Annotated in this window: 27 protein-coding genes and 1 tRNA gene; 4 read left to right on the top strand and 24 right to left on the bottom strand. The window is 55.3% G+C overall.

Going from position 1 to position 23,496, the window contains the following annotated elements; all coding sequences use genetic code 11:
* Positions 1–9: 9 nt before the first annotated feature.
* The 10 genes from EG886_RS06225 to EG886_RS13695 form a co-directional block, all read right to left on the bottom strand.
* Complete coding sequence (locus EG886_RS06225) at positions 10–747, bottom strand: demethylmenaquinone methyltransferase (protein ID WP_124727325.1); 738 nt, start codon at positions 745–747, stop codon at positions 10–12.
* Positions 744–1,502 (bottom strand): heptaprenyl diphosphate synthase component 1, encoded by a 759-nt coding sequence (locus tag EG886_RS06220; protein WP_124727324.1) that lies wholly within the window; start codon positions 1,500–1,502, stop codon positions 744–746. The genes EG886_RS06225 and EG886_RS06220 overlap by 4 nt, the downstream gene beginning before the upstream one ends.
* Positions 1,503–1,595: 93 nt before the next feature.
* Entirely contained in the window at positions 1,596–2,093 is a 498-nt protein-coding gene (locus tag EG886_RS06215) for a hypothetical protein (protein ID WP_124727323.1), read from the bottom strand.
* Between the two features lie 95 nt (positions 2,094–2,188).
* Positions 2,189–2,407 carry a trp RNA-binding attenuation protein MtrB gene (gene mtrB / locus EG886_RS06210; RefSeq protein ID WP_124727322.1) on the bottom strand — a complete coding sequence of 73 codons (219 nt, stop codon included), beginning with the start codon at positions 2,405–2,407 and terminating at the stop codon, positions 2,189–2,191.
* 98 nt (positions 2,408–2,505) lie between these two features.
* Positions 2,506–2,582: transfer RNA gene (locus EG886_RS06205), tRNA-Pro, on the bottom strand.
* 86 nt (positions 2,583–2,668) lie between these two features.
* A complete protein-coding gene (gene folE / locus EG886_RS06200; RefSeq protein WP_124727321.1) occupies positions 2,669–3,235 on the bottom strand; it encodes a GTP cyclohydrolase I FolE in 567 nt (188 codons plus the stop codon).
* A gap of 252 nt (positions 3,236–3,487) precedes the next feature.
* A complete protein-coding gene (locus tag EG886_RS06195; protein ID WP_124727320.1) occupies positions 3,488–3,766 on the bottom strand; it encodes an HU family DNA-binding protein in 279 nt (92 codons plus the stop codon).
* 183 nt (positions 3,767–3,949) lie between these two features.
* Entirely contained in the window at positions 3,950–5,428 is a 1,479-nt protein-coding gene (gene spoIVA, locus EG886_RS06190) for a stage IV sporulation protein A (RefSeq protein ID WP_124727319.1), read from the bottom strand.
* A 430-nt stretch (positions 5,429–5,858) separates the two neighbouring features.
* A complete protein-coding gene (locus tag EG886_RS06185; protein WP_124727318.1) occupies positions 5,859–6,587 on the bottom strand; it encodes a hypothetical protein in 729 nt (242 codons plus the stop codon).
* Positions 6,588–6,602: 15 nt separating this feature from the next.
* On the bottom strand, positions 6,603–6,761 hold the full coding sequence (locus tag EG886_RS13695; RefSeq protein WP_164491687.1) for a hypothetical protein: 159 nt from the start codon (positions 6,759–6,761) through the stop codon (positions 6,603–6,605).
* A gap of 138 nt (positions 6,762–6,899) precedes the next feature.
* Between EG886_RS13695 and EG886_RS06180 the strand changes: the two genes are divergently transcribed.
* Positions 6,900–7,451 (top strand): hypothetical protein, encoded by a 552-nt coding sequence (locus tag EG886_RS06180; RefSeq protein WP_124727317.1) that lies wholly within the window; start codon positions 6,900–6,902, stop codon positions 7,449–7,451.
* 144 nt (positions 7,452–7,595) lie between these two features.
* On the opposite strand, the gene EG886_RS06175 is transcribed toward EG886_RS06180, so the two are convergent.
* The 9 genes from EG886_RS06175 to EG886_RS13690 form a co-directional block, all read right to left on the bottom strand.
* Complete coding sequence (locus EG886_RS06175; protein ID WP_124727316.1) at positions 7,596–8,621, bottom strand: NAD(P)H-dependent glycerol-3-phosphate dehydrogenase; 1,026 nt, start codon at positions 8,619–8,621, stop codon at positions 7,596–7,598.
* Positions 8,622–8,640: 19 nt separating this feature from the next.
* Positions 8,641–9,228, bottom strand: a complete 588-nt coding sequence (gene plsY, locus EG886_RS06170; protein WP_206425349.1) for a glycerol-3-phosphate 1-O-acyltransferase PlsY — start codon at positions 9,226–9,228, stop codon at positions 8,641–8,643.
* Between the two features lie 49 nt (positions 9,229–9,277).
* On the bottom strand, positions 9,278–10,594 hold the full coding sequence (gene der, locus EG886_RS06165; RefSeq protein ID WP_124727315.1) for a ribosome biogenesis GTPase Der: 1,317 nt from the start codon (positions 10,592–10,594) through the stop codon (positions 9,278–9,280).
* 92 nt (positions 10,595–10,686) lie between these two features.
* On the bottom strand, positions 10,687–11,286 hold the full coding sequence (locus tag EG886_RS06160) for a hypothetical protein (RefSeq protein ID WP_124727314.1): 600 nt from the start codon (positions 11,284–11,286) through the stop codon (positions 10,687–10,689).
* A 109-nt stretch (positions 11,287–11,395) separates the two neighbouring features.
* Positions 11,396–12,550: a 30S ribosomal protein S1 gene (rpsA, locus tag EG886_RS06155; RefSeq protein WP_124727313.1), complete on the bottom strand. Its 1,155-nt coding sequence runs from the start codon at positions 12,548–12,550 to the stop codon at positions 11,396–11,398.
* A 109-nt stretch (positions 12,551–12,659) separates the two neighbouring features.
* Complete coding sequence (locus EG886_RS06150) at positions 12,660–13,247, bottom strand: lysophospholipid acyltransferase family protein (RefSeq protein WP_124727312.1); 588 nt, start codon at positions 13,245–13,247, stop codon at positions 12,660–12,662.
* A 3-nt stretch (positions 13,248–13,250) separates the two neighbouring features.
* Entirely contained in the window at positions 13,251–13,919 is a 669-nt protein-coding gene (cmk, locus tag EG886_RS06145) for a (d)CMP kinase (RefSeq protein ID WP_124727311.1), read from the bottom strand.
* A 281-nt stretch (positions 13,920–14,200) separates the two neighbouring features.
* Positions 14,201–15,574 (bottom strand): germination protein YpeB, encoded by a 1,374-nt coding sequence (ypeB, locus tag EG886_RS06140; protein WP_164491686.1) that lies wholly within the window; start codon positions 15,572–15,574, stop codon positions 14,201–14,203.
* A 99-nt stretch (positions 15,575–15,673) separates the two neighbouring features.
* Complete coding sequence (locus EG886_RS13690; protein ID WP_164491685.1) at positions 15,674–15,835, bottom strand: hypothetical protein; 162 nt, start codon at positions 15,833–15,835, stop codon at positions 15,674–15,676.
* Positions 15,836–15,974: 139 nt separating this feature from the next.
* Here EG886_RS13690 and EG886_RS06135 point away from each other — a divergent pair, with 139 nt between their 5' ends.
* Complete coding sequence (locus EG886_RS06135; RefSeq protein ID WP_124727309.1) at positions 15,975–16,943, top strand: asparaginase; 969 nt, start codon at positions 15,975–15,977, stop codon at positions 16,941–16,943.
* 98 nt (positions 16,944–17,041) lie between these two features.
* Positions 17,042–18,319, top strand: a complete 1,278-nt coding sequence (locus EG886_RS06130) for an NCS2 family permease (RefSeq protein ID WP_124727308.1) — start codon at positions 17,042–17,044, stop codon at positions 18,317–18,319.
* 97 nt (positions 18,320–18,416) lie between these two features.
* Here EG886_RS06130 and EG886_RS06125 read toward each other — a convergent pair whose 3' ends face one another.
* Together EG886_RS06125 and EG886_RS06120 are read right to left on the bottom strand one after the other, a co-directional pair.
* Positions 18,417–19,388, bottom strand: a complete 972-nt coding sequence (locus EG886_RS06125; RefSeq protein ID WP_124727307.1) for a YpdA family putative bacillithiol disulfide reductase — start codon at positions 19,386–19,388, stop codon at positions 18,417–18,419.
* A 96-nt stretch (positions 19,389–19,484) separates the two neighbouring features.
* A complete protein-coding gene (locus tag EG886_RS06120) occupies positions 19,485–20,753 on the bottom strand; it encodes a Glu/Leu/Phe/Val family dehydrogenase (protein WP_420894157.1) in 1,269 nt (422 codons plus the stop codon).
* Between the two features lie 208 nt (positions 20,754–20,961).
* Here EG886_RS06120 and EG886_RS06115 point away from each other — a divergent pair, with 208 nt between their 5' ends.
* Positions 20,962–21,639, top strand: a complete 678-nt coding sequence (locus EG886_RS06115) for a PIG-L deacetylase family protein (protein ID WP_164491684.1) — start codon at positions 20,962–20,964, stop codon at positions 21,637–21,639.
* 56 nt (positions 21,640–21,695) lie between these two features.
* Here the strand turns inward: EG886_RS06115 and EG886_RS06110 are convergent, their stop codons facing one another.
* The 3 genes from EG886_RS06110 to EG886_RS06100 form a co-directional block, all read right to left on the bottom strand.
* Positions 21,696–22,304 (bottom strand): genetic competence negative regulator, encoded by a 609-nt coding sequence (locus EG886_RS06110; protein WP_124727304.1) that lies wholly within the window; start codon positions 22,302–22,304, stop codon positions 21,696–21,698.
* A gap of 272 nt (positions 22,305–22,576) precedes the next feature.
* The gene (locus EG886_RS06105) at positions 22,577–22,858 is read right to left on the bottom strand and encodes a YkvA family protein (RefSeq protein WP_124727303.1); all 282 of its coding nucleotides are present in this window, start codon (positions 22,856–22,858) and stop codon (positions 22,577–22,579) included.
* 240 nt (positions 22,859–23,098) lie between these two features.
* The gene (locus EG886_RS06100; RefSeq protein WP_124727302.1) at positions 23,099–23,485 is read right to left on the bottom strand and encodes a hypothetical protein; all 387 of its coding nucleotides are present in this window, start codon (positions 23,483–23,485) and stop codon (positions 23,099–23,101) included.
* Positions 23,486–23,496 lie beyond the last annotated feature (11 nt).

Genomic DNA, 23,496 nt, shown 5'->3' with positions numbered 1-23,496 from the left:
CACTTCGTGTCATCCTTCCTGTTCGGAAACCGGTTTTCGTCCGATGTGCAAGGCCGTCACTCCGCCGACGAACGTCTTGACCCGGACGTCTTCCAATCCCACTTCTTCGCGCATGATCCGCGCCAGCTCCCGATAATCCGGAAAATGGACCAGCGATTCCGGCAACCAGCGGTATTGTTCGTAATAACCGGTGAAAATCTTGCCGATCCAGGGGAGGATTTTCTCGAAATACAAGTAGAAGACCGCTTTGAACGGCCCCCAGGACGGTTTGGACATTTCCAGGGACACCACTTGTCCGCCGGGCTTGACCACCCGTTTCATCTCTTTCAGCACTTGCACCAGGTCCGGCACGTTTCTCAGCGCAAAACCGATCGTCGCATGGTCGAACGAATTGTCCGGAAACGGCAGTGACATGGCATCTCCCTGCACCAATTCCAGCCGGTCACCAAGCCCTTCCCGCTCCAGCTTTTCCCTGGCCACCGCCAACATGTTTCCGCTGAAATCAAGCCCCACGATTCTGCCGGTGCCGGAGGTCTTGGCGAGCGCGATCGCCCAGTCTCCCGTGCCGGTGCAAACATCGATGGCCGTGTCCCCCGGTTTGACGTGCATCCGTTTGATCGTATACGCCCGCCACCGCTTGTGCAGCGTGAAGCTGATGATATCGTTCACCCGGTCATAGTCCCGGGCGATTTTTTCAAACACCTGATGTACATGGCCGGCTTTCGGCCGGTGCTGCTCCCTGCTCACGTCCCGTCACTTCCTTTCCCCGAACAACGTGCCCGAATCCGGTCCTGCCTCTTTGTGGCCAATTCCATCAAGTCTCGCCGGACATCGTCGGGATGCACCCGTTCCAGCAAGGGCAAAATCCGGTCCATCCTCTCATCCGTCAACCGGTCCAGACCGCTTTCCCGGGCGAATCCCGTCTTTGACCGGTCGATCAAATCCAGCATCATCAGTTCAAGTCCCAGATCTTTCCACGGATTGTCAGAATGGTTCCCAACATGAAAAAAGTCGGCCAGCGCCGCCAAAATCCCGCTTTCGATCTTCCCTTCCAGGAGCAGTCGATCCATCTGGGAGAGCTCGCCGTCGGATTCGGAAAGATGACGGATCGTCTTCCATTCGTTGATCTGACAAATCGCTTGGGAGAGGCAACGAACTCCCTCCACCTCCCCATGCGCGGAAAGCATGCGGTAAAACAAACTGCTGTAATAATCGCCGGCCAGAACGAGCAACTGCTGCTCTCTCCCCGACGAAGGCTCACTTTGAACCGGAATCCGTTCATGCACGTCCAGTCCCATTTTGAGAAGCGTGGATGCCACCGCATACTGGCGAAGCCTGTCGCGATCCACTCCCATGGATTGCATCATCCGAACCATCACGCGCACAAAAAAAACCGGAATCACGGGATTCCCGACCATCCGGTCCAGATAGGGATGAGCGCTCGCCCGGCGAACCTCATCCAGAACCGAACGGAGTTCGTCGTCCGTATGTATGAGTTCCATCAAACACGTTCCTCCAACGCCCCATCGGAAATCATTTGCTTTGGATAGTATACCATATTTCCTGACAGGATAGCAGTCCACCCCACTCCCGTCTCATTCGGTGAAAGCCGGTCCCACATCAAACATTTCGGTCAGGTACTGTTCGTGAGGAAGCCCCATCGGATTGTTCATGCCAGGATCATCGGAAAGTCTGGCCCGGTCCGCCCGGATTCCCGCGGAAATCCCGGAACTTTTCATTTCCAGGCGGACTTTGGACAAGGACCCTCCGACCGTGAACGCATAGCGAATGAGGGCATACGCTTCCCGAAATGCCTCCTCCCGGGTGAGCGAGCCGGTGTCGGTACGAATTTCCAATTCATCTCCGTTCAATCGAACATTCCTGACCAAAAGCTTGGACGGTTGACCCATGACGAAATCAGGCAGGTTGTTCTCCGTCAATTGCCGGAATTTTTCATTGCCGAACACGGCCAACTCCGCTCCCGAACCCGTCGTGTTTGACCGCTCAAGCAGGACCGGAACAATTCCCAACATCGCCGCCAGCAGGGTGGACAACATCACCACCGCCGCAAATCTGCCGGCCATCACCTTCATTTCGCGATTCCTCCCCGACAAACCGGTTCCGTCCATACATTGTATCGACCGAACTGCCGGAACATGCCGGTTCGTTGAAGAATCAGGCGGCAGGATCATTCATCGGTTTCCACGATTCCGAAAGGAGTGACGATCGTCGCTTTTCCTCGGATTTTCACCGCACTGGTGTGCTCCGTGAACTGGGCGATCATCACCTCTCCCTTGTCCAGTTTTTCGGAGTGGTGAAACCGGGTGTCCTTTCCCCTGGTCAGTCCGATGACATTGACACCGTTTTCTTTGGCCTTGATCACGAAAAAGTCACCTGTTGTCTGCATGAAAGACGTCCCTCCCGTGCGACTGATCTTCAGACTGAATGACACATTCTCCGTTCAAAGAAAAAGACCCTTCCCGATAAGGAAGAGTCTTTTCCTGTTGGTCGGGCTAGCCAGATTTGAACTGACGACCTCTTGCACCCCATGCAAGCGCGCTACCAAGCTGCGCCATAGCCCGACGTCCATTGATTTTGTTTGGTTTGCCCTGCTGACAATTAATAATATATAACGCTCCGCCGGGAGTGTCAAGAGGTATGTGCAAAATTATTTTATGCCAATCAAACTCAGTGCTTCCATCCGTGCGGCGGCATCTTCGGCAAACACACCCCGCACCGCCGAGGTCACCGTTTTGGAGCCCGGTTTTTTCACTCCACGCATCGTCATGCACATATGCTCCGCTTCCACGACCACAATCACCCCGTGGGGATCCAGTTTCTCCACGATGGCATCCGCCACCGTGGCGGTGATCCGCTCCTGCAATTGGGGACGGCGCGCCACCGCTTCCACGGCTCTGGCCAACTTGCTGAGTCCCACGACTCGTCCTCCTCGCGGAATGTATCCCACGTGGGCCTTTCCGAAGAACGGCACCAGATGATGTTCACAAGTGGAAAAGAACGGAATGTCCTTCACCAAAACCAGTTCTTCGTGATCCTCACTGAAAATCACATCAAAATATTCTCTCGGATCCTGCCGAAGGCCGGAAAAAATCTCGGCATACATGCGAGCCACACGAGCCGGCGTGTCGAGCAGACCTTCGCGATCCGGATCTTCCCCGACCGCTTCCAGGATCATGCGGACGGCATCCTCAATTTTTCGTTGATCTACATGCATGTCTTGGTCCCCCATCATTTAATGACAACATCAAAACATTTCCCGCTCATTATATCACAAAACCCCTGGGTTCAATCACAAAAGAAAAGGCCCCGCAATCGGGAGCCGGGTGCCGAAGAAACCGCCGGATGCCGTTTCCCGTTCCGTGCAAGCACGGGAAGGAACGGCTCCGCCTCTCCGTTCGTCACTCGGATCCTGCCGGGGCCTTTTCCGCAGGTCTTATGTAGTCCTGTCGTTCCGCTGCCGGATGAATCACTGATTGTTGACAGCTTCTTTGAGCTGTTTGCCGGCTTTGAATTGCGGTTTTTTGTGAGCCGGGATCTCGATCTCTTCACCGGTTTGCGGATTACGTCCCTTGCGGGCGGAAACGTCTTTCACTTCAAAGTTGCCAAAACCGATCAGCTGAACTTTGTCTCCCTTGCGCAGGGCTTCAGTGATGGCATCAAACACGGCTTCCACCGATTTGGCGGCGTCTTTTTTGCTTTGCTGGGTCAGTTCGGCAACCCGGTTGATCAGATCGGTCTTGTTCATAACCGCACCTCCTGTTACAGTTCCGCACACGGCCGATTTGCCCGAAAACGGTGCAAAATCCGGGGTTTTCGTTGCGCGGGACACTCCTATACTAATACAGTCATGACGGAGATGCAAGAGACTCTCGCATTTTTTCCGGGTTTGCAATAAAAAAAGCGCCAAACGCGCTTTTTCAGGAATGATTCACAAAATGATCGCGATCAGTCCGCCCGATCCCTCATTGATGATCCTCTCCAACGTTTCCTGCAGCTTGTAGCGGGCGTTTTCCGGCATCATCGAAAGTTTGGCCTGAATGCCCTCCCGAACGATCTGGTTGAGGGAACGACCGAAAATGTCGGATTCCCAGATGCGAAGAGGATCGTGCTCAAAGTCGCGCATCAGGTAATTGACGAGCTCTTCGCTTTGACGCTCGGAACCGATGATCGGAGCAAACTCTGAATGCACGTTCACCTTGATCATGTGAATCGAGGGAGCGGTTGCTTTCAGGCGTACCCCGAACCGGCTTCCCTGCTTGATCAGTTCGGGCTCATCCAGGGACATCTCTTCCAGCGTGGGAGCGGCCACGCCGTAACCGGTGGTGCGAACCATTTTGAGAGCTTCAGCAACTTTGTCGTATTCTCTTTTGGCTTCCATCAGTTCCTGCATCAGTTCCAGGAGATGATCCCGTCCGCGAATCTCCGTGCCGACGACCTCGGTGAGCACGCGATCATACAGTTCATCCGGAGCATACAGGTCGATCTCCGCGATTCCCTGTCCCATGTCCATCCCGGAAAGGGCGGCTTTTTCGATGAAATCATATTCATAGAATTGACCGACCACGCGATCCACGTCACGAAGCCGTTTGATGTCTTTCACCGTTTCCCGGACGGACATCTCGAACTCCTGACGGAGCCAGTGCTCCTCATCCAGCACCATCACCCAGCTGGGAAGATTCACGTTCACTTCATGCACCGGGAACTCATAAAGCACTTCCCTCATGATTCCCAGGATGTCCTCTTCTCCCATGGTGGCCACGCTGACCGCAATGACCGGGATGTCATACTTTTGCGCCAATTCGGCACGAAGATTCTGGGCATAATCGCTGTAGGGGCGCGTGGTGTTGAGCAACAGGATGAACGGTTTCCCCACTTCCTTCAGCTCATTCACCACCCGCTCTTCCACTTCCTCGTATGCGTGGCGCGGAATGTCGGTGATGGAACCGTCGGTGGTGATGACGATGCCGACCGTGGAATGATCTTGAATCACCTTCCGCGTACCGACCTCCGCCGCTTCCTGAAACGGAATCGGTTCTTCAAACCACGGCGTGTTGATCATGCGCGGCCCCGATTCGTCCTCGTAACCTTTGGCCCCTTCGATCGCGTATCCCACGCAATCCACCAGACGGACATTCACATCCAACCCTTCGCCCACATGGATCTTGACCGCCTGATTGGGCACGAACTTGGGCTCGATGGTGGTGATGGTTCTCCCTGCACCGCTGTGCGGAAGTTCATCCGTCGCGCGAATCCGGTCCGCTTCGTCCTGAATGTTTGGGATCACCACCTGTTCCATGAACCGTTTGATGAATGTCGATTTTCCGGTGCGCACCGCACCGACCACTCCGAGATAGATGTCTCCTCCCGTGCGTTCAGCGATGTCTTTCAAGATGTCCACTCTTTCCACGGATTTCCCTCCTTCAATTCCTGGTGGCGGATCTTTCCTGCCGGCGCGAAGGCGTACCTCCTCCCGGTTCCTTTCCTTGGACACTACCAATATATGAATCCTGTTCGCCGATATGTCAGATGTCCCGAAAAAGGAGCGGGAGCAGCACGCTCAGGATCGGGATCCAACCCGCAGTTTCGTACGCTTCCCGCGCCGGAGAGTCCTGGCCCGGAAACCGGTGATCTTGACCGTACCCGTCAACCAGCCAAGCAGAAACACCCCGGGTATGACAAGCAAATGAAACAGGACTTGATCCATCCGAATCCCCTCCCCTGGATGCTCCTGTTACCCACATCCTATGACCCCTTCCCATGTTGTAGAAGTCTCTTGTCCAAATAAAAAGCCTTTCGGACAACGTCACCAGGACGTTGACCGAAAGGCACCCTGTCACTCAGTGGTCACGGGTCAATCCGAAATCAAACACCGGCTCGGCCCCTTTGAATGACATCGGAGGGGAAAAAGCCGGGACAAACAAGGCATCTTCGGACAACCAGGCGCGCAGATCCGTGCCAGTCTCCGGCTTCTTTTCGACGGTTTGCCACTTTTTCATGGCTTCCACCCGATAATCGACATACACTTTGCCCTTTTCGTCCATCACCAGTTCCAGTTCGGTGTCCGCCGAATAGGGACTGGGCACGGTGACCGGATCCATGCTCAATGCCGGAAAGTTCACCTTGTAAAGCCCCTGCCCCGCCGGCTCTCCCTTGGGGAGGCTTCCTTTCTGTTTTTTGTGGAGGAGCACCTCATTCTGCACCCGCCCCACCCGATCGTTCACCCGCAAATCAAACAGTCGGACCGTCGGTTTTTTTTCCACGTTGACCAACACATACATGAAATTTCCGCCCTTTTCAAAAGCGGATGGCGGAATTTCCCCCACATATCCGCCCAGTTGCCGAAAATCCACCGCATACCGGGTGGTGAGTTTCCAATCATCCTCCATGTATCGGTAAGGAAGCACTTTTTGGTCACGGTGATATCCGTCGACCGCGCTCTGAACACGGGCGACGTGTTGATCCAGCTGATCCAGCTGTTGTCTTTTCTCCTGGGGATACATGCAGCCCCCCATCAACAGGCACAAAACGATCATCCAAACGGTCGAAAGCAGCGTTTTCCGGTTCATTCAGGCATCCCCCCGTCAGATCAATGCCCTGATCACAAACAGAAAAGTCACGATCAAGAGAAGGAACGAGATCACGGACATCGTCCGTCCCACCCACTTCTTCCGGGATGTTCTCCCCACCGCCAGGAGCAGATTGATGAGAACGAGGAGAAAAAGGATGATCATCAGTTCCAAAGGAAACACCTCTTTTGGTTGAATCTTTTCCAGTATAGCAAATCCACGAACGCCCACCAAACTCACGGGTCAATCGCCCGTTCGGTCGGGCGCCCCCCGACATATGATGGAAGGACAACAGCCCGAGGAGGAACACGCATGAAACCGACCAAAGCCAAAGGCCAGACAACGCTTCCCTCCGTGAAAAAACGGCGGAAAATCCAGCCTGCGACGAAAAAAAACGCCGTCACGGAAACGTTGCCCGAATGGCCCGATTTTCCTTCACTCCCCCGATTGTCTTCAAGAAACATCGCCAAGATCCTGAGCGGATTTCTGACCCTCAGGTCCACCGTCAAGGAACTCAGCCTGTCGCTGCAAAAATTGGAACGGCTGATGGATTCCGCCTGGTTCTTTCTTCATTCCGCAAGGCAACTCCGCAAAGGCGGGATGAATCCTCTGGCCCTTCTCCCTCCCGCCGGAAATCGGCAAGAAAGCGGGGGCAAAAACGATTCGGAAGACGATGAGATTCCCGTCATCCGCCCGCCCGAAGGATTCGGCGAAGAAAACGGCAACCTGACGCCCTTCGGCATGAAAGGAATTCCGCTCGGTCAAATTCTGGCGGTCCTGCAGTCCCCGCTGGTGTGGAGATGGCTCGGCGAATTGTTGAACGCCAGAAAACAGACGGCCGGAACACAAAGGAAACAGGGGTAATGCCCAGAGCATTACCCCTGTTTCGCTCTTGCAGGGGAGTGACGGTTCCTGCCTGATTCCAGTGCCCAACGTGTTGGATGCAAGAGCTGTTACAGAATATGACGGAAACATGAAACAGGCCACGGGAAAACGGGCCCAAATCGGTCACCAGCCCTGAACCATCTCTTCCAGCTCCTGCGTCCGTCCCCTGGTCATCAGATCCCAGGCGGCCTGTTCCGGTTTCTTTTCCTCAAACAAGACGGCATACAGTTGATGGGCAAGCGGCATTTCCACCCCGTATTTCGAAGAGAGCATCCAAGCCGCACGGGTGGTCTGGATCCCTTCCACCACCATTCCCATTTCGCGAAGCACCTCTGGAACCGACTTTCCTTGGCTGATCTGATAACCCGCCCGCCAGTTCCGACTGTGCCGGCTGGTACAGGTGACCACCAGATCTCCCACTCCGGCAAGTCCGGCAAAGGTGATGGCTTGCGCGCCCATGGCCAGCCCCAAACGGGCGATTTCCGCCAATCCCCGCGTGATCAAAGCAGCCTTGGCGTTGTCCCCGAAATGAAGTCCGTCCACAAGCCCGGCAGCCAGTGCGATGATGTTCTTCAGAGCACCACCGACTTCCACTCCCACCACGTCCGGATTGGTATAAACGCGAAAATACCGGTTCATGAACAACCCCTGCACCGTTTCGGCGGCAGATTGCGATCGGGATGCCACCACCACGGTGGTGGGAAATTTACGGATGACTTCTTCCGCGTGGCTGGGTCCGGACAAAACGGTGATTCGTTCCGCCCTGTTCTCGCCGAGCTCCTCGGAAAGCACTTCGGACATCCTCTTCCAGCTTTCCGCTTCAAAACCTTTGGATGCATGCACGATCAGCGCGTCGTCCCGAATCCAAGTTTTGGCGGCCGCGGCGACGTGCCGCATGCTTTGTGAAGGAAGGACAAACACCACAAGGCTTTTGTCCGTCACGGCTTCCCGGAGATCATCCGTGGCCAGGATCCCCTCGGGAAGCGTTGCTTCAGGCAAATATTTCTCATTGGTCCGGTTTCGGTTGATTTCGTCGACCTGTTCCTTTCTTCTCGCCCAAACCGTCACTTCATGCCCGTTTTCGGCCAGAACGGACGCCAGTGCCGTTCCCCAACTGCCTGCTCCGAGCACGGCGACTTGTCGCTTCATTCGCTCTTTCTCCCTCGTTTCAGATCTTCCGTTCATTGCCCCTCAGCAAATTGACAATGTTCTGTTTGTGTCTCATGAAAGCCATCACGGTGACGATCGCCATCATCAGCACCATGACGTTCGGGTAGCCTTCGATCCACATGACGGCCGGGATGCACAGCGTGAGGATCAGGGACCCGAGTGATACGTAACGGGTGAGTACGATGAACAAAATGGCGCAGATGCCGGCGAAGAGCGTGGCGGTGAATGCGATCACCGCGGATACGCCCACCGTGGTGGCAATCCCCTTGCCCCCGCGAAATCCCAAGAATACGGGCCAGTTGTGACCGATGACCGCCGCAATGCCGGAAGCCAGCATGATCACTTGATCCCCGTCCGACAATGCGCTTCCGACCCAAACGGCAGCCACCCCTTTCAAAGCATCCAGCAGGAACACGAGAATGCCGGGACCTTTTCCCAGTACGCGCAGAGTATTGGTCGCGCCGGCATTTCCGCTGCCGTGTTCCCTGATGTCAACTCCTTTGAGGAGCCGGGTCAGCAGGTAACTGAAGCTGATGGACCCCAACAAATAGGAGATCAGGATGGGCAGCACCCAAGTTTGAAACATGAAACAAGACCTCTCCCGTATGATGTGTTGGCGGCTGATTCTTCAGGAATCAGCCGTTCTTCTTTCTAAGTATAATCCGAAGCGGAGTTCCTTTGAAAGGAAAAGCCTGACGCAGCTGGTTTTCCAAATAACGGAGGTAACTGAAATGCGCCAGTTCCGGATCATTGACAAACAGCACGAACGTGGGCGGTTTGACACTCGCCTGGGTGACATATTGCACCCGGAACCGCCGCCCCCGCTCCGACGGCGGAGGGGTGGTGATCATGGCATCCTGAATCACCTGGTTCAGAACGGAAGTGGGGACGCGCATCGCGTGCTGTTCCGCGACTTCCAGCACTTCCGGCAAAATGTTTTTGATTCTTCGCCGCGTTTTGGCGGAAACGAACAGAACCGGTGCGTAAGGCATGAACTGGAATTGGTCCCGGATTTTTTCCGTGAAGCGGATCATGGTTTTGTCGTCTTTTTCAACCGCATCCCACTTGTTCACGACAAAGATGGACGCCCGACCCGCTTCGTGCGCATAGCCCGCGATCCGCTTGTCCTGTTCGGCGATGCCCCGTTCCCCGTCAATCACGATCAGGCAAACGTCGGAACGCTCAATCGCCTTGAGAGCGCGGAGTACACTGTACTTCTCCACCGCCTCGTAAACTTTCCCGCGTTTGCGGATTCCCGCCGTGTCCACCAACACATATTTCTGCCCATCAAATTCAAACGGAGTGTCGACCGCATCCCGGGTCGTCCCGGCCACCGGACTGACGATCACCCGTTCTTCCCCCAGCAGGGCGTTGACGAGGGAGGATTTCCCCACATTGGGTCGACCGATCAGACAGACGCGGATGACGTCTTCTTCCACCTCTTCTTCTTCAGGCTCGGGGAAATGATCCACCAAACAATCCAGGAGATCTCCCGTTCCCGTTCCGTGGAGGGAAGAAACGGGGATCACATGTTCGAACCCCAGTTGATAAAATTCATACACCGATTCCTTGTGCTTGATGTCATCCACTTTGTTGACCATCACGATGACCGGTTTGTTGGTCCGATGGAGCAGGCGGGCCACTTCTTCATCCGGAGGAGTGAGACCGCCGCGACCGTCCACGACCAGAACGATCACATCCGCCTCTTCAATGGCAAGTTCGGCCTGGTTGCGGATATGCTCCATGATCTCATCCGCTTCCCCGAATTCCAGACCTCCCGTGTCGATCAGGTGGAACTCCCGGCCGTTCCATTCGGCCCGGGCATAGATCCGGTCACGGGTGATGCCGGGTTGATCTTCCACAATCGCGATCCGTTCCCCCGCCAGACGGTTGAACAGAGTCGATTTTCCCACATTGGGTCTTCCAACAATCGCTACTGTCGGCAAACTCATGGCAAAATCACCGCTTTGTCAAATTCCTTGTCTTCCGAATCATACCTAATCTTATCCAACATTGTTTGTTTAGGCAACCGGTGCCGATCCGCTCAAAGCGATCCCGTCCGTTTCTTTCCGGAAAGCAGTGCGCGAAGAGCTTCCTCCGTTTCGTGCAGGACGAACACGATGAACCATGCCAGCCAAAACCGGTCCAGAAACTCGGGAGACACAACCGGCAGCGGAGAAAGCGATTCCCGGTGTATGAGAAGCCTCCACGCTTCCGAAACAAAAATCGCTCCGGACGTTGTCGCCAGTTGTTTTCGCCAGTCCCGAAAGAGGAGCCGGGAAACGGCGATGACGGCGAGTCCTCCCAACCATTCCCGTTCTCCGCCCTGCGGGACGGTCCCGAACATGACAACCTGCATGCCGCCGATGAAGAACCCCGCCTGAAGCAACCCGGAAATGTCACGCCTGTCCCTGAGCAATGCCGTCATCCATCCCAAAAAGGGAACGAGCAAACCGGGATGCAAGGCCACCCCCGGAAACGGCGACACGGGATCCAAAGCGGTCAAAAGAAGCGAGACCAGAACGGCTCCTGCGGCAACCCGTGCGGGAACTCCGAAGCTGTGTCGAACATCAGAAAACCATCCCGTCAGAAACAGGATCACCAGTCCCGACTGGCAAAGAATGGCCGGCACTCCCGAAATCACACACCTTCCCTCCCCGTGGCTTTTCCGGTATTCTGACTCACAATCGAGTCTTTTAGCCAAAAACGGCCGCCGACGGTGATCGTCAGCGGCCGTTTCCGGGAAAGGCGTTTTATTTCAGGTTGCGCAGTTCCGGATACATGTCACCCAAGGTCACATTGAGTCCTCCGGTGGTGTATTCGGAAGAGGTGTTCTCCTCTTTCTCCTTGCGCGCTTCCGGTTTTTCCACTTCTTTGATGCTGAGGCTGATCCGTTTTTGTTCCGGTTTCATCTCAAGAACCTTGACCTGCACTTCCTGACCTTCCGTCAGCTCGTCAGCCGGGGTCTCCACATGATGCCGCGCGATTTGCGACACGTGAACCAGACCTTCCACGCCCGGATGCACTTCCACGAATGCCCCGAAGGAAACCAGGCGTTTGACGGTACCGGTCACCACATCGCCCGCCTTGATTTTGCGGGCCACCTGCTCCCACGGACCTTCCTGGGTTTCCTTGATGCTGAGGCTGATCCGTTCGTTTTCGGGATCCACTTTCAGGACTTTGACCTTGACGACGTCTCCCTCATTCAACACATCTTTCGGATGCTCGACGCGATGCCAAGCCAACTCGGAAACGTGAACGAGACCGTCCACTCCGCCGATGTCCACGAATGCTCCGAAATCGGTGAGCCGTTGAACCGTTCCTTCGAGAATCTGACCGGCTTCAAGAGATTCGAGCACTTCTTTCTTCTTCTTTTGAGCCTCTTCTTCCAGAACGGCTTTGCGGGACAGGATCAACTTGTTTTTCTCGGGGTCGAGTTCCACCACCTTGAGGGTGAGCTCACGACCTTTGTAATCGCTGAAATCCTCCACAAATTGACGCTCCACCATGGAAGCCGGGATGAATCCGCGAACGCCCACGTTGACAACGAGTCCGCCCTTGACCACGTCGGCAACCGTCGCGGTCAGGGTCTCCCCGGATTCAAACTTTTGTTTCAATTCAGCCCAGGCGCGCTCGGCATCAACGGCTTTTTTGGAGACGATCACTTTGTCTTCGTCCTCGCGAATGCGGATCACTTTCACTTCCAGCTCATCGCCGACGGACAGTTCATCGGACATTTGTGCCACGTGCAGGGCGGACAGCTCGGAGATGGGGAGAATGGCTTCGTATTTGTAACCCACATCCACCAAAGCCTGATTGGTTTCCACTTTGACCACTTTCCCTTTCAGAACGTCGCCGACGTTCAGGGATTCCATTTCGGTCAGTTCAGTTTTCATCTCTTCTGCCATAACAGGAAAACCTCCTCCAGTTGGTTGCACAAGGGCCATTTCACCTGGTTTTTTATGGGAAAGATCAAGAGGAAATAGGCGCCGGACGCCTGTTTCCGGCCTGATCCGGTTACCCGTGTTCGCGCCGGATGCGTCTGATTTCCGCCATGACCGCTTCAATCATTTCCGCGGCTGTTTGCGTGTTGATTTTCTTGTCGGCGTATAGGGAAGGATGCACCGGAGGACCGAAGACGACTCGAAGCGGCCTGAACATTTTGATGGGGCCGACGATGGCTGCCGGTACGATGGGTGCGTTTGCCTTGAGGGCAATGTAAGCCGCCCCGGAATGAACCTTGCTTTCCCGGCCGTCTTTCACCCGGGTGCCTTCCGGAAATATCACCAGCAATTTTCCTTCGCCGAGAAGTTGGATGGAATGTTTCAAAGCCTGCCGATCCCCCGCTCCCCGCCTCACGGGGAACGCGCCGAGAGCCCGGATCAACGATTTCAGCAAAGGAATCCGGAACAACTCTTCCTTGGCCATGAAATGCACTTTCCGCGGAATCGAACATCCCACCAACGGCGGATCGATATTGCTGATGTGATTGCAACAGATGATGGCGGACCCTTCTTCGGGAATATGCTCGACCCCTTCCACTCGGAGCCGAAAGAACAGCCTGAAAAAGCCTCTTACGAGTTTGCGAGCCAAAGCATATAACATATCTTACTCCTCACCGCCCATTTTGTTACGGCAAAGCCGGAGGATCGTCTCCACGACTTCATCCACCGACCGACCGGTCGTGTCAATCCGGATCGCATCTTCCGCCTGCCGCAGCGGCGAATGAACTCTGGTCCGGTCATTTTCATCCCGGCGTCGGATTTCCTCCCGAATCCTGTCGAAGTCAGGAGAAAGTCCCTTGGCTGTCAGCTCCTCGAAACGTCGACGAGCCCGTTCGTCGATGGAAGCGGTCAGAAAAATTTTCACATCGGCATCCGGCAATACATGGGTCCCGATGTCACGTCCGTCCATGACCACATGTTGGGTGGCGGCAATCTCCTGCTGCTTGTTGACCAGAATCCGGCGAACCCCGGGCATTTTCGCGATTTTCGATGCCTCGTTCGAGACCTCGGGGGTCCGGATCTCATCAGACAGCGGGATTCCGTTGACACGGATTCCGTTCGGGTCGAGAGAAAAACGGATTCCTTCGGCCAAATGCGTGATGTCTTCCTCATTGTCCGTATCCATGTTCTCAGAGAGCGCCTTCCAAGCCAACGCCCTGTACATCGCTCCCGTATCCACGTACGTGATCCCCAACCGATCCGCCACTTTTCGGGCCACGGTGCTTTTGCCGGCTCCCGCCGGTCCGTCAATCGCAACAGCAAAACGTCTCATCTTGTCCGAAAGCCTCCAACTCACCCGGGATGAAAAGACTACGAGCAGGCTGCGCCTGCTCGATTGAATCTACTTTATGCGATTCGCATCGTCGCAAGGTCCATCCCCGAAAAAATCCGACTCGTCTGCACATCAGCCTGCATCCGTCTATGTATTCTCTTTTTCGGTTTCCGGAGCGAAACGCAAAGGGAAACCTGTTTAAAGAATAGCATAATTTCGTAATACATGCAATGAAAACAATTAAATGAGCCGATTGTATTATATCGGCTCATTTAAAAATATTAAATACGATCACCGTCCGCTTTTTCTATTCTTTCCACATACTCTTCTTTACCTGTATCGACATTGATGAACACCCGGTATTGCTCGGAATCCAGACTACCCAAAAATTCGTAACAGGATACCGCAAATCCTTCCGGATTGTAAATCACCGCGCGATTGCTTTTGATGATCTTCAACCGGGGACTCACCTGTTTTCGGGCTTGCGCTTCCGTCAGGCGGGCGTTCTCTTTCAGAGTCCCCACCTTGTTGAACACCATTTCATCTCCCTGGAACCCCATGATTTCCCCGTTGTCCAGAGCCACCTTCACCGCCGCGGCTTCCGGATAGATCCAGATGTCGCCCCATTTCCGTACAAAGGTGAAAATGGCGATGTTTCCCGTCTCATTCCAGGAAGTGGCTTCCATGTTGCGAATGCCTTTGCTCTCCAGGAACTTTTCCGCCTTGAGAAGCGCGGAATCGGTATCCAGATTTCGACGTGTCACCGGTCGGTCATAGGTCATGTACAAAATGTGACCGCCTCTGACCGTGAGATCGATCGAAACTTCGTTTCCGCTGCCGGCCGGCGTGACCACCGTATAGGTTTGCACGTCCCCTTTCTTGCTGATGCTGACCTTCATGTCGGCCGTGCTTTTGCGGTCCAGAAAATCGGCGACACGTTTTTTCGCTTCCCCGGGAGTGATTTTGCGCTCTTTGAGCATGCGGTCCCTCGCGCGTTTTCTCACTTCCATGTTGTTGACGGTGGGGCCCCAGTCCACGTCCTGAAAATCTTCCACCTTTTGATTCACGCGGCGAAGGCCGTCGGCAATGGTATGATTCATGTTTTCGTCTCCCGATGCCACGGCCGCTTCCGCATCCGTCCAGCGAAGCCCCTGACCGTTGAGTTTGGCCTGCAAAACCTGAAGGTCTCCGTGGATCTGTCCGGCCTGATCATACAGAGCTTTCAGCGTGCGCCACTCTTTGTCGGAAAGCGGATCTTTTCCGTCCCTGATGCTCATGACCCATGAAAATTGTCCGACCTTGCCCAAAAATTCTTCGGCCCGATCGAACGTGGTATGGGCGATCGGCAGCTGGCCGATGTCTTCCCTGGCCGAATAGGCCAATCGCCAAACCGCCGCCAGGGATGAGGAAAGTTGCCTTTTTGAATTGACGGCCAACGTCTTTCCCAGTTCTTCCCTCAATTTGCCCAGATGGTCATTCAGCTCGTAAAACGCTCGCTGGTATTGGTTCTCGGCACGGAGAGTCAAGGCGTTTCTCATCTGGTATTCCCTGTATGCCCAAACGGTGGATCCCACCAGCAGGACCAGAACGACCGGAAACAACACGGCCGCCAACCGTTGGTACGATCCTCTTGTTTTTTCGTTTGTGAATTTCACGATGCCTGCCTCCCGTATTCTCCATTTTCCGGTATTGTTGGTTCGAAACGGGCAAACTATGCAACAGAAAAGCAGCACGTTCCCCGCGGGACGTACTGCTCACGGTTCCTTTCTGTGAATCTCGAAGTCATTTTCGTTGTCGCACAGGCATCTTTTCAATCCGGTTTCCACTTTTCCTTTCTTGATTCTTCCTTTCAGCGTGTACCGTTCACCGCATCGGTTGCACCGGATCGTGAACAAGTGTTTTTCCACCTTTTCCATCCGCATCACCGCCCTTGGCTCTGTGTCATGTATTATTGACACCGGCGAACGCGTTCCATACGATAAACGTTGAATGATCGCTTGCCGGAAAAATGCAAAACGAAAGGTGGAAAGCGCCGGACAGAGCGGCGCGGCAGCCATGACCAAACGCATCATTGTTCTCACCACCGGCGGTACCATCGCCATGGCGGAAGGAGAAAACCGCGGAGTGCTCCCGCGGGACCCCTCCGCCCTGCAGGAAACGCTGCCCCTCTTGAAAAGATATGCCGACACCCGGATGGAGCACCTGTTCAACAAACCCAGTCCGCACATCACTCCGGGGGACATGCATGCCATCGCCGTGGAAGTGAAACGACAATTGGACCTTGGCATGGACGGTGTGGTGATCACCCACGGAACCGATACGCTGGAGGAAACGGCGTATTTTCTCGATCTTGTCATCGACAGTGAAAAGCCCGTGGTGGTGACCGGAGCCATGCGCAGCCAAAATGAACTGGGCTCGGACGGCCCTTACAATCTTGTCAACGCCGTTCGGACGGCCGCCCATGATCAGGCCCGGGGCAAGGGAACGTTGGTCGTCTTCAACGATGAGGTCCATCAAGCCAAAACCGTCACCAAAACGCATACCAGCAACGTGGCCACTTTCCAATCTCCCGGGCTGGGCCCGCTCGGACTGATCACCAAAAAAGACATCATCTTCTACCGGGAAGTGACCCGGGACCGCCCATTCCCTCTCGAAATGCCCCGTGCCAACGTGGCACTCGTCAAAACTGCCGCCGGCATGGACGGTTCCCTGATCGAATGGGCGGTCCGCTCGGGCGTGGACGGGTTGGTCATCGAGGGCCTCGGACAGGGAAATCTCCCTCCGGCCATGTTGCCCGCGATTCGCACCGCCATTGACAAGGGAATTCCGGTTGTCATGGTATCCAGGTGCTACAACGGGTTCGTGCAGGATACCTACGGATATGAAGGCGGAGGACGTCACCTTCGCGAGACGGGTGTCATCTTCTCCAACGGAATCAACGGTCAAAAAGCCCGGATCAAGCTCATGCTTGCCCTCAATGTCACGCGGGATCCCGAAGTTCTGCGCTCATGGTTTGACATGTGACCCGCATTCTTGACGAATTCGGTTCCGCCGTTTTATGATGGTTCTGCGCTTTCAAGGCGAGGGTGGGTGGAGGGTTCCAACTTGAAGGAACATCGCCGTTGAAACATCCGAAACGCTTGTTTGCCATCCGTGAGCATTCCACTTCCGTGAAGAGGGAATGCTTGGCAGGTCTGACCGTCTATTTCACGACCGTATACATCATCGCGATCAACAGTCGAATGATTGCCGACAGCGGCATTCCTCCGGGAGCCGCCTTGCTCGCCACGGTACTGGTCTCTTTCCTGGGAAGTTTGTTGACCGGTCTGTGGGCCAACGCCCCGATCATACTGATCCCGGGGATGGGAATCAACGCTCTTTTCTCATATACCTTTGTCCAGGAAATGGGTCTTTCCTGGCAAGCGGCCCTGGGAGTGGTCGTCGTGTCCGGCGCCGTTTCCCTGCTGGCCGCTTCCACCAAACTGGCCGACCTGATTGCGGACGCCATTCCGGAATCGCTCAAGAAAAGCATCACTGCCGGAATCGGGATGTTGATCACCTTTATCGGTCTGCAAAAAGGCGGCCTGATCACTTCCAGTGATCAAACCGTCGTGGGCATCGGCGATCTCGGGCGATCCGAAGCATTGTGGACCTTGTTCGGTTTGGCGCTGATCGTGATCCTGCACGCAAAAAAAGTGCCCGGCAGTTTTCTGGCGGGGATGCTGGCGACCACCGCGTTGGCCATCGGAACGGGGCATCAACCGGAAACGGCATCGGACGGTTCCCCGTTTTCGCTGAAAGAATGGCTGTCCGTGTTCGGAGCGGCCGACTTTGAAATCGGCCGGATCACATTCTGGGGAGCCACTCTGATCCTGAGCATGGTCGTCATTCTGGAAAACGTGGGACTGCTTCAGGGACTGTTGGAGGACAAGCGGAAATTCCGCCCTTCCTTTCAGGCGGTTTCCTTGACCGCATCTCTTTCGGGACTGGCCGGCACGAGCCCGACGGTCTGTTCGCTGGAAAGCGCGGCCGGCATTGCCGCCGGAGGGCGTACCGGACTGACCGCCGTCGTCACCGGCATCCTTTATCTGGCCACCATCCCGCTTCTTCCCTGGATCGGCTGGATCCCCGACAGTGCGGTCGCCGCCGTGCTGATCACGGTCGGCGGTCTGATGATCCGGGAAGTACAGTCCATCCCCTTTTCGGACCTGACGGAAGGAATTCCCGCGTTCATCACCCTGTCCTTCATTCCGTTCACGTTCAGCATTCCCGACGGAATCGCCTTCGGTTTCATCGCCCATGCCCTGTTCAAAACCGCAGCCGGCAGGAGAAAGGAAGTCCGGCCCGCGTTTTTTGTCATTTCCGCGTTGTTTTTGTTTCAACTGGCGCTGCATGCATGAAGGAGGACAAAAAAAAGGACAGTGACCTGTCCTCATGGGCGCAATCTTCAATCCCCGGAGAGGGCCGCATCGGCCTCTCCGGTTTTTGTTTCTTCGGTCACACCCGCTGTTTTTCCACGATGTCACGGGCAATCAGTTGACCATGATATCGACCGTTTTCAATGAAGATTTTCGTCGCGTCGGCACCGGTGGCCACCACACCGGCCAAATACAGCCCGGGAACGGTGGTTTCCATATGGGATGTCAGCACCGGCGTTCCCGTCTTTTCGTCCAGAACGGCTCCCGCTTTGCGCAGAAGTGTCAGATCCGGACGGTACCCGGTCATGGCAAACACCACGTCCGCAGGCACTTCCATCACCTGTCCCCGCTTCCTGATCACCACTTTGCCGGGCTTGATTTCCTCCACTTCCGATTCCCAATGCATGCGGATCCGTCCATGTTTGATGGCATTTTCGATCACCGGACGAACCCAAGCCTTGACGCTTTCATGAAACTCGGCCTTCCGATAGATCATGGTCACGTCGGCTCCCACCTGATAACACTCCAGCGCCGCATCGATCGCGGAATTCCGTCCGCCGATCACCGCCACCTTTTGATCCGCATACGGATGCGCGTCCCGGAAATAGTGATGGACATGCGGCAATTCTTCTCCGGGAACGCCCATCATGTGAGGTTGATCGTAATAGCCCGTTGCCAAGATGACATGTTTCGCTTCGTACTGCCTGATTCCGTGTTTGGATTCGGTGAAAATGAGAAATCCCGATTCATGTCTGCGAAGATCCGTCACCTTTTCATAGGTGTGCACCTTCAGCTCGTGAATGCGCACCACGGTCCGGTAGTAGGCCAATGCTTCCGCCCGGGTCGGTTTGTCATGAACGGTGATGAACGGAATTCCCCCGATTTCCAAATTGTCGGCGCTGCTGAAAAACTTCATGGCCAGCGGATAATGGTAAATCGAGTTCACCAGGCATCCTTTTTCGATGATCAGTACGTTCAAACCTTGTTGTTTCATTTCAATGGCGGCCGCAATGCCGCAAGGGCCTGCTCCGATGACGACGACATCCAGCATGGCCGACACCTCCTTCGGAAAAGAAGAAGAACACCCGGGGGCGTGGCATTTGTCCCACACCCCGTCTCACGGGTGTTCGTTCGTTTCTGCTTGTCCTTATACCCATCCGCGGAAGCGGCATGCTTCTGCCATCTTGCGCACTCCCACCATGTAGGCGGCAAGACGCATGTCCACTTTGCGGGTTTGGGCGGTGTTGTAAACATTTTCAAATGCGTTGACCATGATTTCTTCCAATTTCCGTTCCACTTCTTCTTCCGACCAGTAGTAACCTTGGTTGTTTTGCACCCATTCGAAATAGGAAACGGTGACTCCGCCCGCGCTTGCCAGCACGTCCGGCACCAAGAGGACACCACGCTCGTGAAGAATGCGGGTCGCTTCCAGCGTGGTCGGACCGTTGGCGGCCTCCACCACGATCGACGCCTTGATGTTGTGGGCGTTTTCGATCGTGATCTGGTTTTCCACGGCGGCCGGTACCAGAATGTCGCAATCCAGCTCAAGCAGTTCCTTGTTGGTGATGGTGTCTTTGAACAGCTTGGTCACCGTGCCGAACGAGTCCCTGCGTTCGAGCAGGTAATCGATATCCAGGCCGTCCGGATCGTAGAGTGCCCCATAAGCGTCGGAGATCCCGATCACCTTGGCGCCGGCATCATGCATGAATTTGGAGAGGAAGCTGCCGGCATTGCCGAAGCCCTGAACCACCACGCGGGCTCCTCGGATGTCAATGCCGCGCTTCTTCGCGGCTTCACGGATCATCATGGTCACACCTTTGGCGGTCGCGGTTTCACGTCCGCGAGAACCGCCGAGCACCAACGGCTTGCCGGTGATGAAACCCGGTGAATCGAACTCGCGAATCCGGCTGTACTCGTCCATCATCCAGGCCATGATTTGGGAGTTGGTGAAAACGTCGGGGGCAGGAATGTCTTTGGCCGGACCGACGATTTGGCTGATGGCACGGACGTAGCCGCGTGACAGGCGTTCGAGCTCACCGAACGACATCTTGCGCGGGTCGCAGACGATGCCCCCCTTGCCTCCGCCGTAAGGCAAATCGACAATCCCCGCTTTCAGGCTCATCCAGATCGACAACGCCTTCACTTCCGATTCCGTGACGTCGGGGTGGAACCGGATCCCTCCTTTGGTGGGACCGACGGCGTCATTGTGCTGTGCCCGGTACCCGGTGAACACTTTGACCGTTCCGTCGTCCATCCGGACCGGAATGCGGACGGTGAGCATGCGAAGCGGCTCCTTCAAAAGCTCGTACATGCTTTCGGGATATCCCAGCTTTTCCAGCGCCTGTTTGATCACGATCTGCGTGGACACCAATACGTCCAGATTCTCCCGCTCTTCCGACGCTCGGCCTGCTGTCACTGGCTGTTGTTCCATCCTGACCACCTCAATGAATGATAACTGATCCTGACCCGTTCCCTGGACAGGTCCCTTGAATGAACCCATTTCGACAAGAGTTGCACGGAAGATCCGGAACTCCGAAACAAGCAATCGGCGGGATCCATGAATTATAATGAATGATGACACCACTAACCCATCCGTGCGTTGGGGAAGAAAGGACAGAAAAATCATGACCGGGAAGGTTCTGTATTGTTTTGCCCATCCAGACGACGAAAGCTTCACTTGCGGAGGCACCATTGCCCGGTTCGCTTCCATGGGCCGGTACCAGGCACTGTACTGCGCCACACGTGGAGAAGCCGGAAAAACGGGAAATCCGCCGGTATGTACTCACGAAGAACTCGGAGACCGCCGTGCACTCGAACTGGAAAACGCCGCCCGAATTCTCGGATTGAACGAAGTGATCCTCCGTGATCACGGGGACGGTCGGCTTCACGAACGGCGGGATGAGCTCAAGGCCGATATCCGCTCCGTGTTGGACCGCATTCGTCCGGATGTTGTTATCACCTTCCCACCGTCTGGGATCTCGGGACACCGCGATCATCAGGTGATCCAACAAGTCACTCTGGACGCGGTCCGCGAAACATCTTTCCCTACCAAACTTTACTATATTGTGATACCGGAATCAATCTCTCATTTCTGCCCGCCGAACGTCATCCGAACCCCGGATGAATATATATCCATGACCGTGGACGTCACTTTGTTCCAAAACGTGATCGCCGAAGCGCTTCGCGCCCACAGATCCCAGAACATTTCCGTGGAACGGGTGTTTCCCGGGGTATTGCAGGGAGACTTTTCCCGGCTCCGGACGCATGAATATTATCAATTCGTCATGCAAACGGATGCGTAAACATGAATGTATGGAAAAACGCACCTGTGTGGAACACCGGTGCGTTTTCTCTATATTCATGCATGCGGCGCGAACGAATCCACCAACTTGGCGACGCCATCGGCCGGACAGACGATTTTTCCGTATTCCTCCAACCAGGCTTCGGTAACCGCCGACGCTTCGCCGTACTCGGAAAGGATCGCCACCAGATCCTCCACCGATTCGGTTTCCAGGTCTTTCCCGAACAGAAGAAAATACCGGTTTTCCCAGGCGAACACCTTTCCGCCCCGTTTGACGAGCGGCCGGACGCGAATCACTGCCTGCAGAAGATCTTCGAAATCCGCGAAACGGAAAACGATGTCTTCCGTCTCCTCCATCGTCACTTCCAACTGGTACAAATCTTCGTGATCCTCGTCCATCAATTCCGCGTCTTCCGGTTTGGGAGCGCGTCCGCGGGTGACCACGACCACCATGCCCTGGGCGGGCAACGCGAACACCTCCACCGCAACCGGCCCGGCCACTTCAAAGCCCAGCTCTTCATAAGCCTGTTCCATCATGTCGCGAAACAGTTCGTGCACTTTGGGGATGTCGCGCCACATGTCCTCTTTTTCAATCCCGCGATCAGCCAGATCGTCCAAGGTTAAAAAGAACCGGATTTTGTCTCCCCCCAGACGCTCGACACGCATGGCTTACCCTCCCTCGCTGGAAGACCTCCCGCTTCCAATGTATGAGCGGGTCAGGCTTGTGGTGACGAAGCCGGGTTTTCCGACTTCATTCTATGTACATGATACACGAAAGCAACAAGAATCTCCAGATTGGTGACACCGGATTCCCGGAAGTCGAAACATGCCGGGAAAAGGCATCCGGATGCCTCATCCACGAATCCGGCAAAAGCCCGTCCGGTCTGTCTGGATGACCCGGACGGGCCCGGCTTTGCACTCCGTCATTCACGGAGAAATCACGGTTCGTTCAGCTCGGGGTATTTTTTCTTCAGGGATTCCGGGGCCAAACCCGCCAGCAATTGCAGGATGAACGTCGAAACGAACAGATCGTCCGTCCATCCGAATACGGCGAAAAAATCGGGAATGATGTCAATCGGAAGAAAAATGTAGGTGAGAATGGCCGCAACGGGCAATGCCTTTTTTCCCAACGAAACCTCTTTTGAAAAGAAATAATCTTTAAGAAAGGGAAGAAATCGCCAAAACTTGACGACAAACCGGAGTCTCTTGAGAACCTTCATCCATCTCCCTCCATCCGCGGCGGGTCGGCAACGCGAAAGGCGCATCCCCGGATTCCATACGCAGCCGCCCTTTTTCAAGTTCTTCTCCGGCACCTCTTATTCCCTTTCCGACGCCTGTCCAATCCGGTGAGAGGTCGCCGGAGGAAAGAAATCCAAGCAGGCCCCCGCGGAAACGGGCGCGAATGGTTCGCCGCCGGGCAGGGAAGGGCTTCCGGGGTCCGGTCAACAAACGATGACGGTTCATTCTCCCCTTTCGAAGCGGGTGTCACATCTGACATACACCTTCTTCCGCTTCATCATCCAGCGCCATGTTTCCGTTCCCATAAACAGCACGATCACGACCATCCCCACCGTGTCAAAACGCAACGCAATCCCTCCGAGGATCGCGGAAAATCCCGCCAACCACGGAAGATGGCGTCCGGCCTTTCGGAAAAACGGAGCGGGAAAGTCCAGCAGGCCGGCGAATTGCCTCCACCATCCCCTGGAGGAGACCCCGACGGACAGAAGCAGGCACACCAGAGACAACAGGCCGTCGGCTCCGATCCATATCCAAACCGAGTGTTTCAAGTGGGCGTACCTGGACCCGGGATGAAAAAAGGCGGCGGCTCCGGCCAGCATCACCGCCAACGCCAAACGGA

Source organism: Staphylospora marina (assembly GCF_003856495.1).
GTDB classification, from domain to species: Bacteria; Bacillota; Bacilli; order Thermoactinomycetales; family Thermoactinomycetaceae; genus Staphylospora; species Staphylospora marina.
The sequence above is the reverse complement of the archived record's forward strand: the minus strand, read 5'-3'. Positions and strand labels throughout refer to the sequence as shown.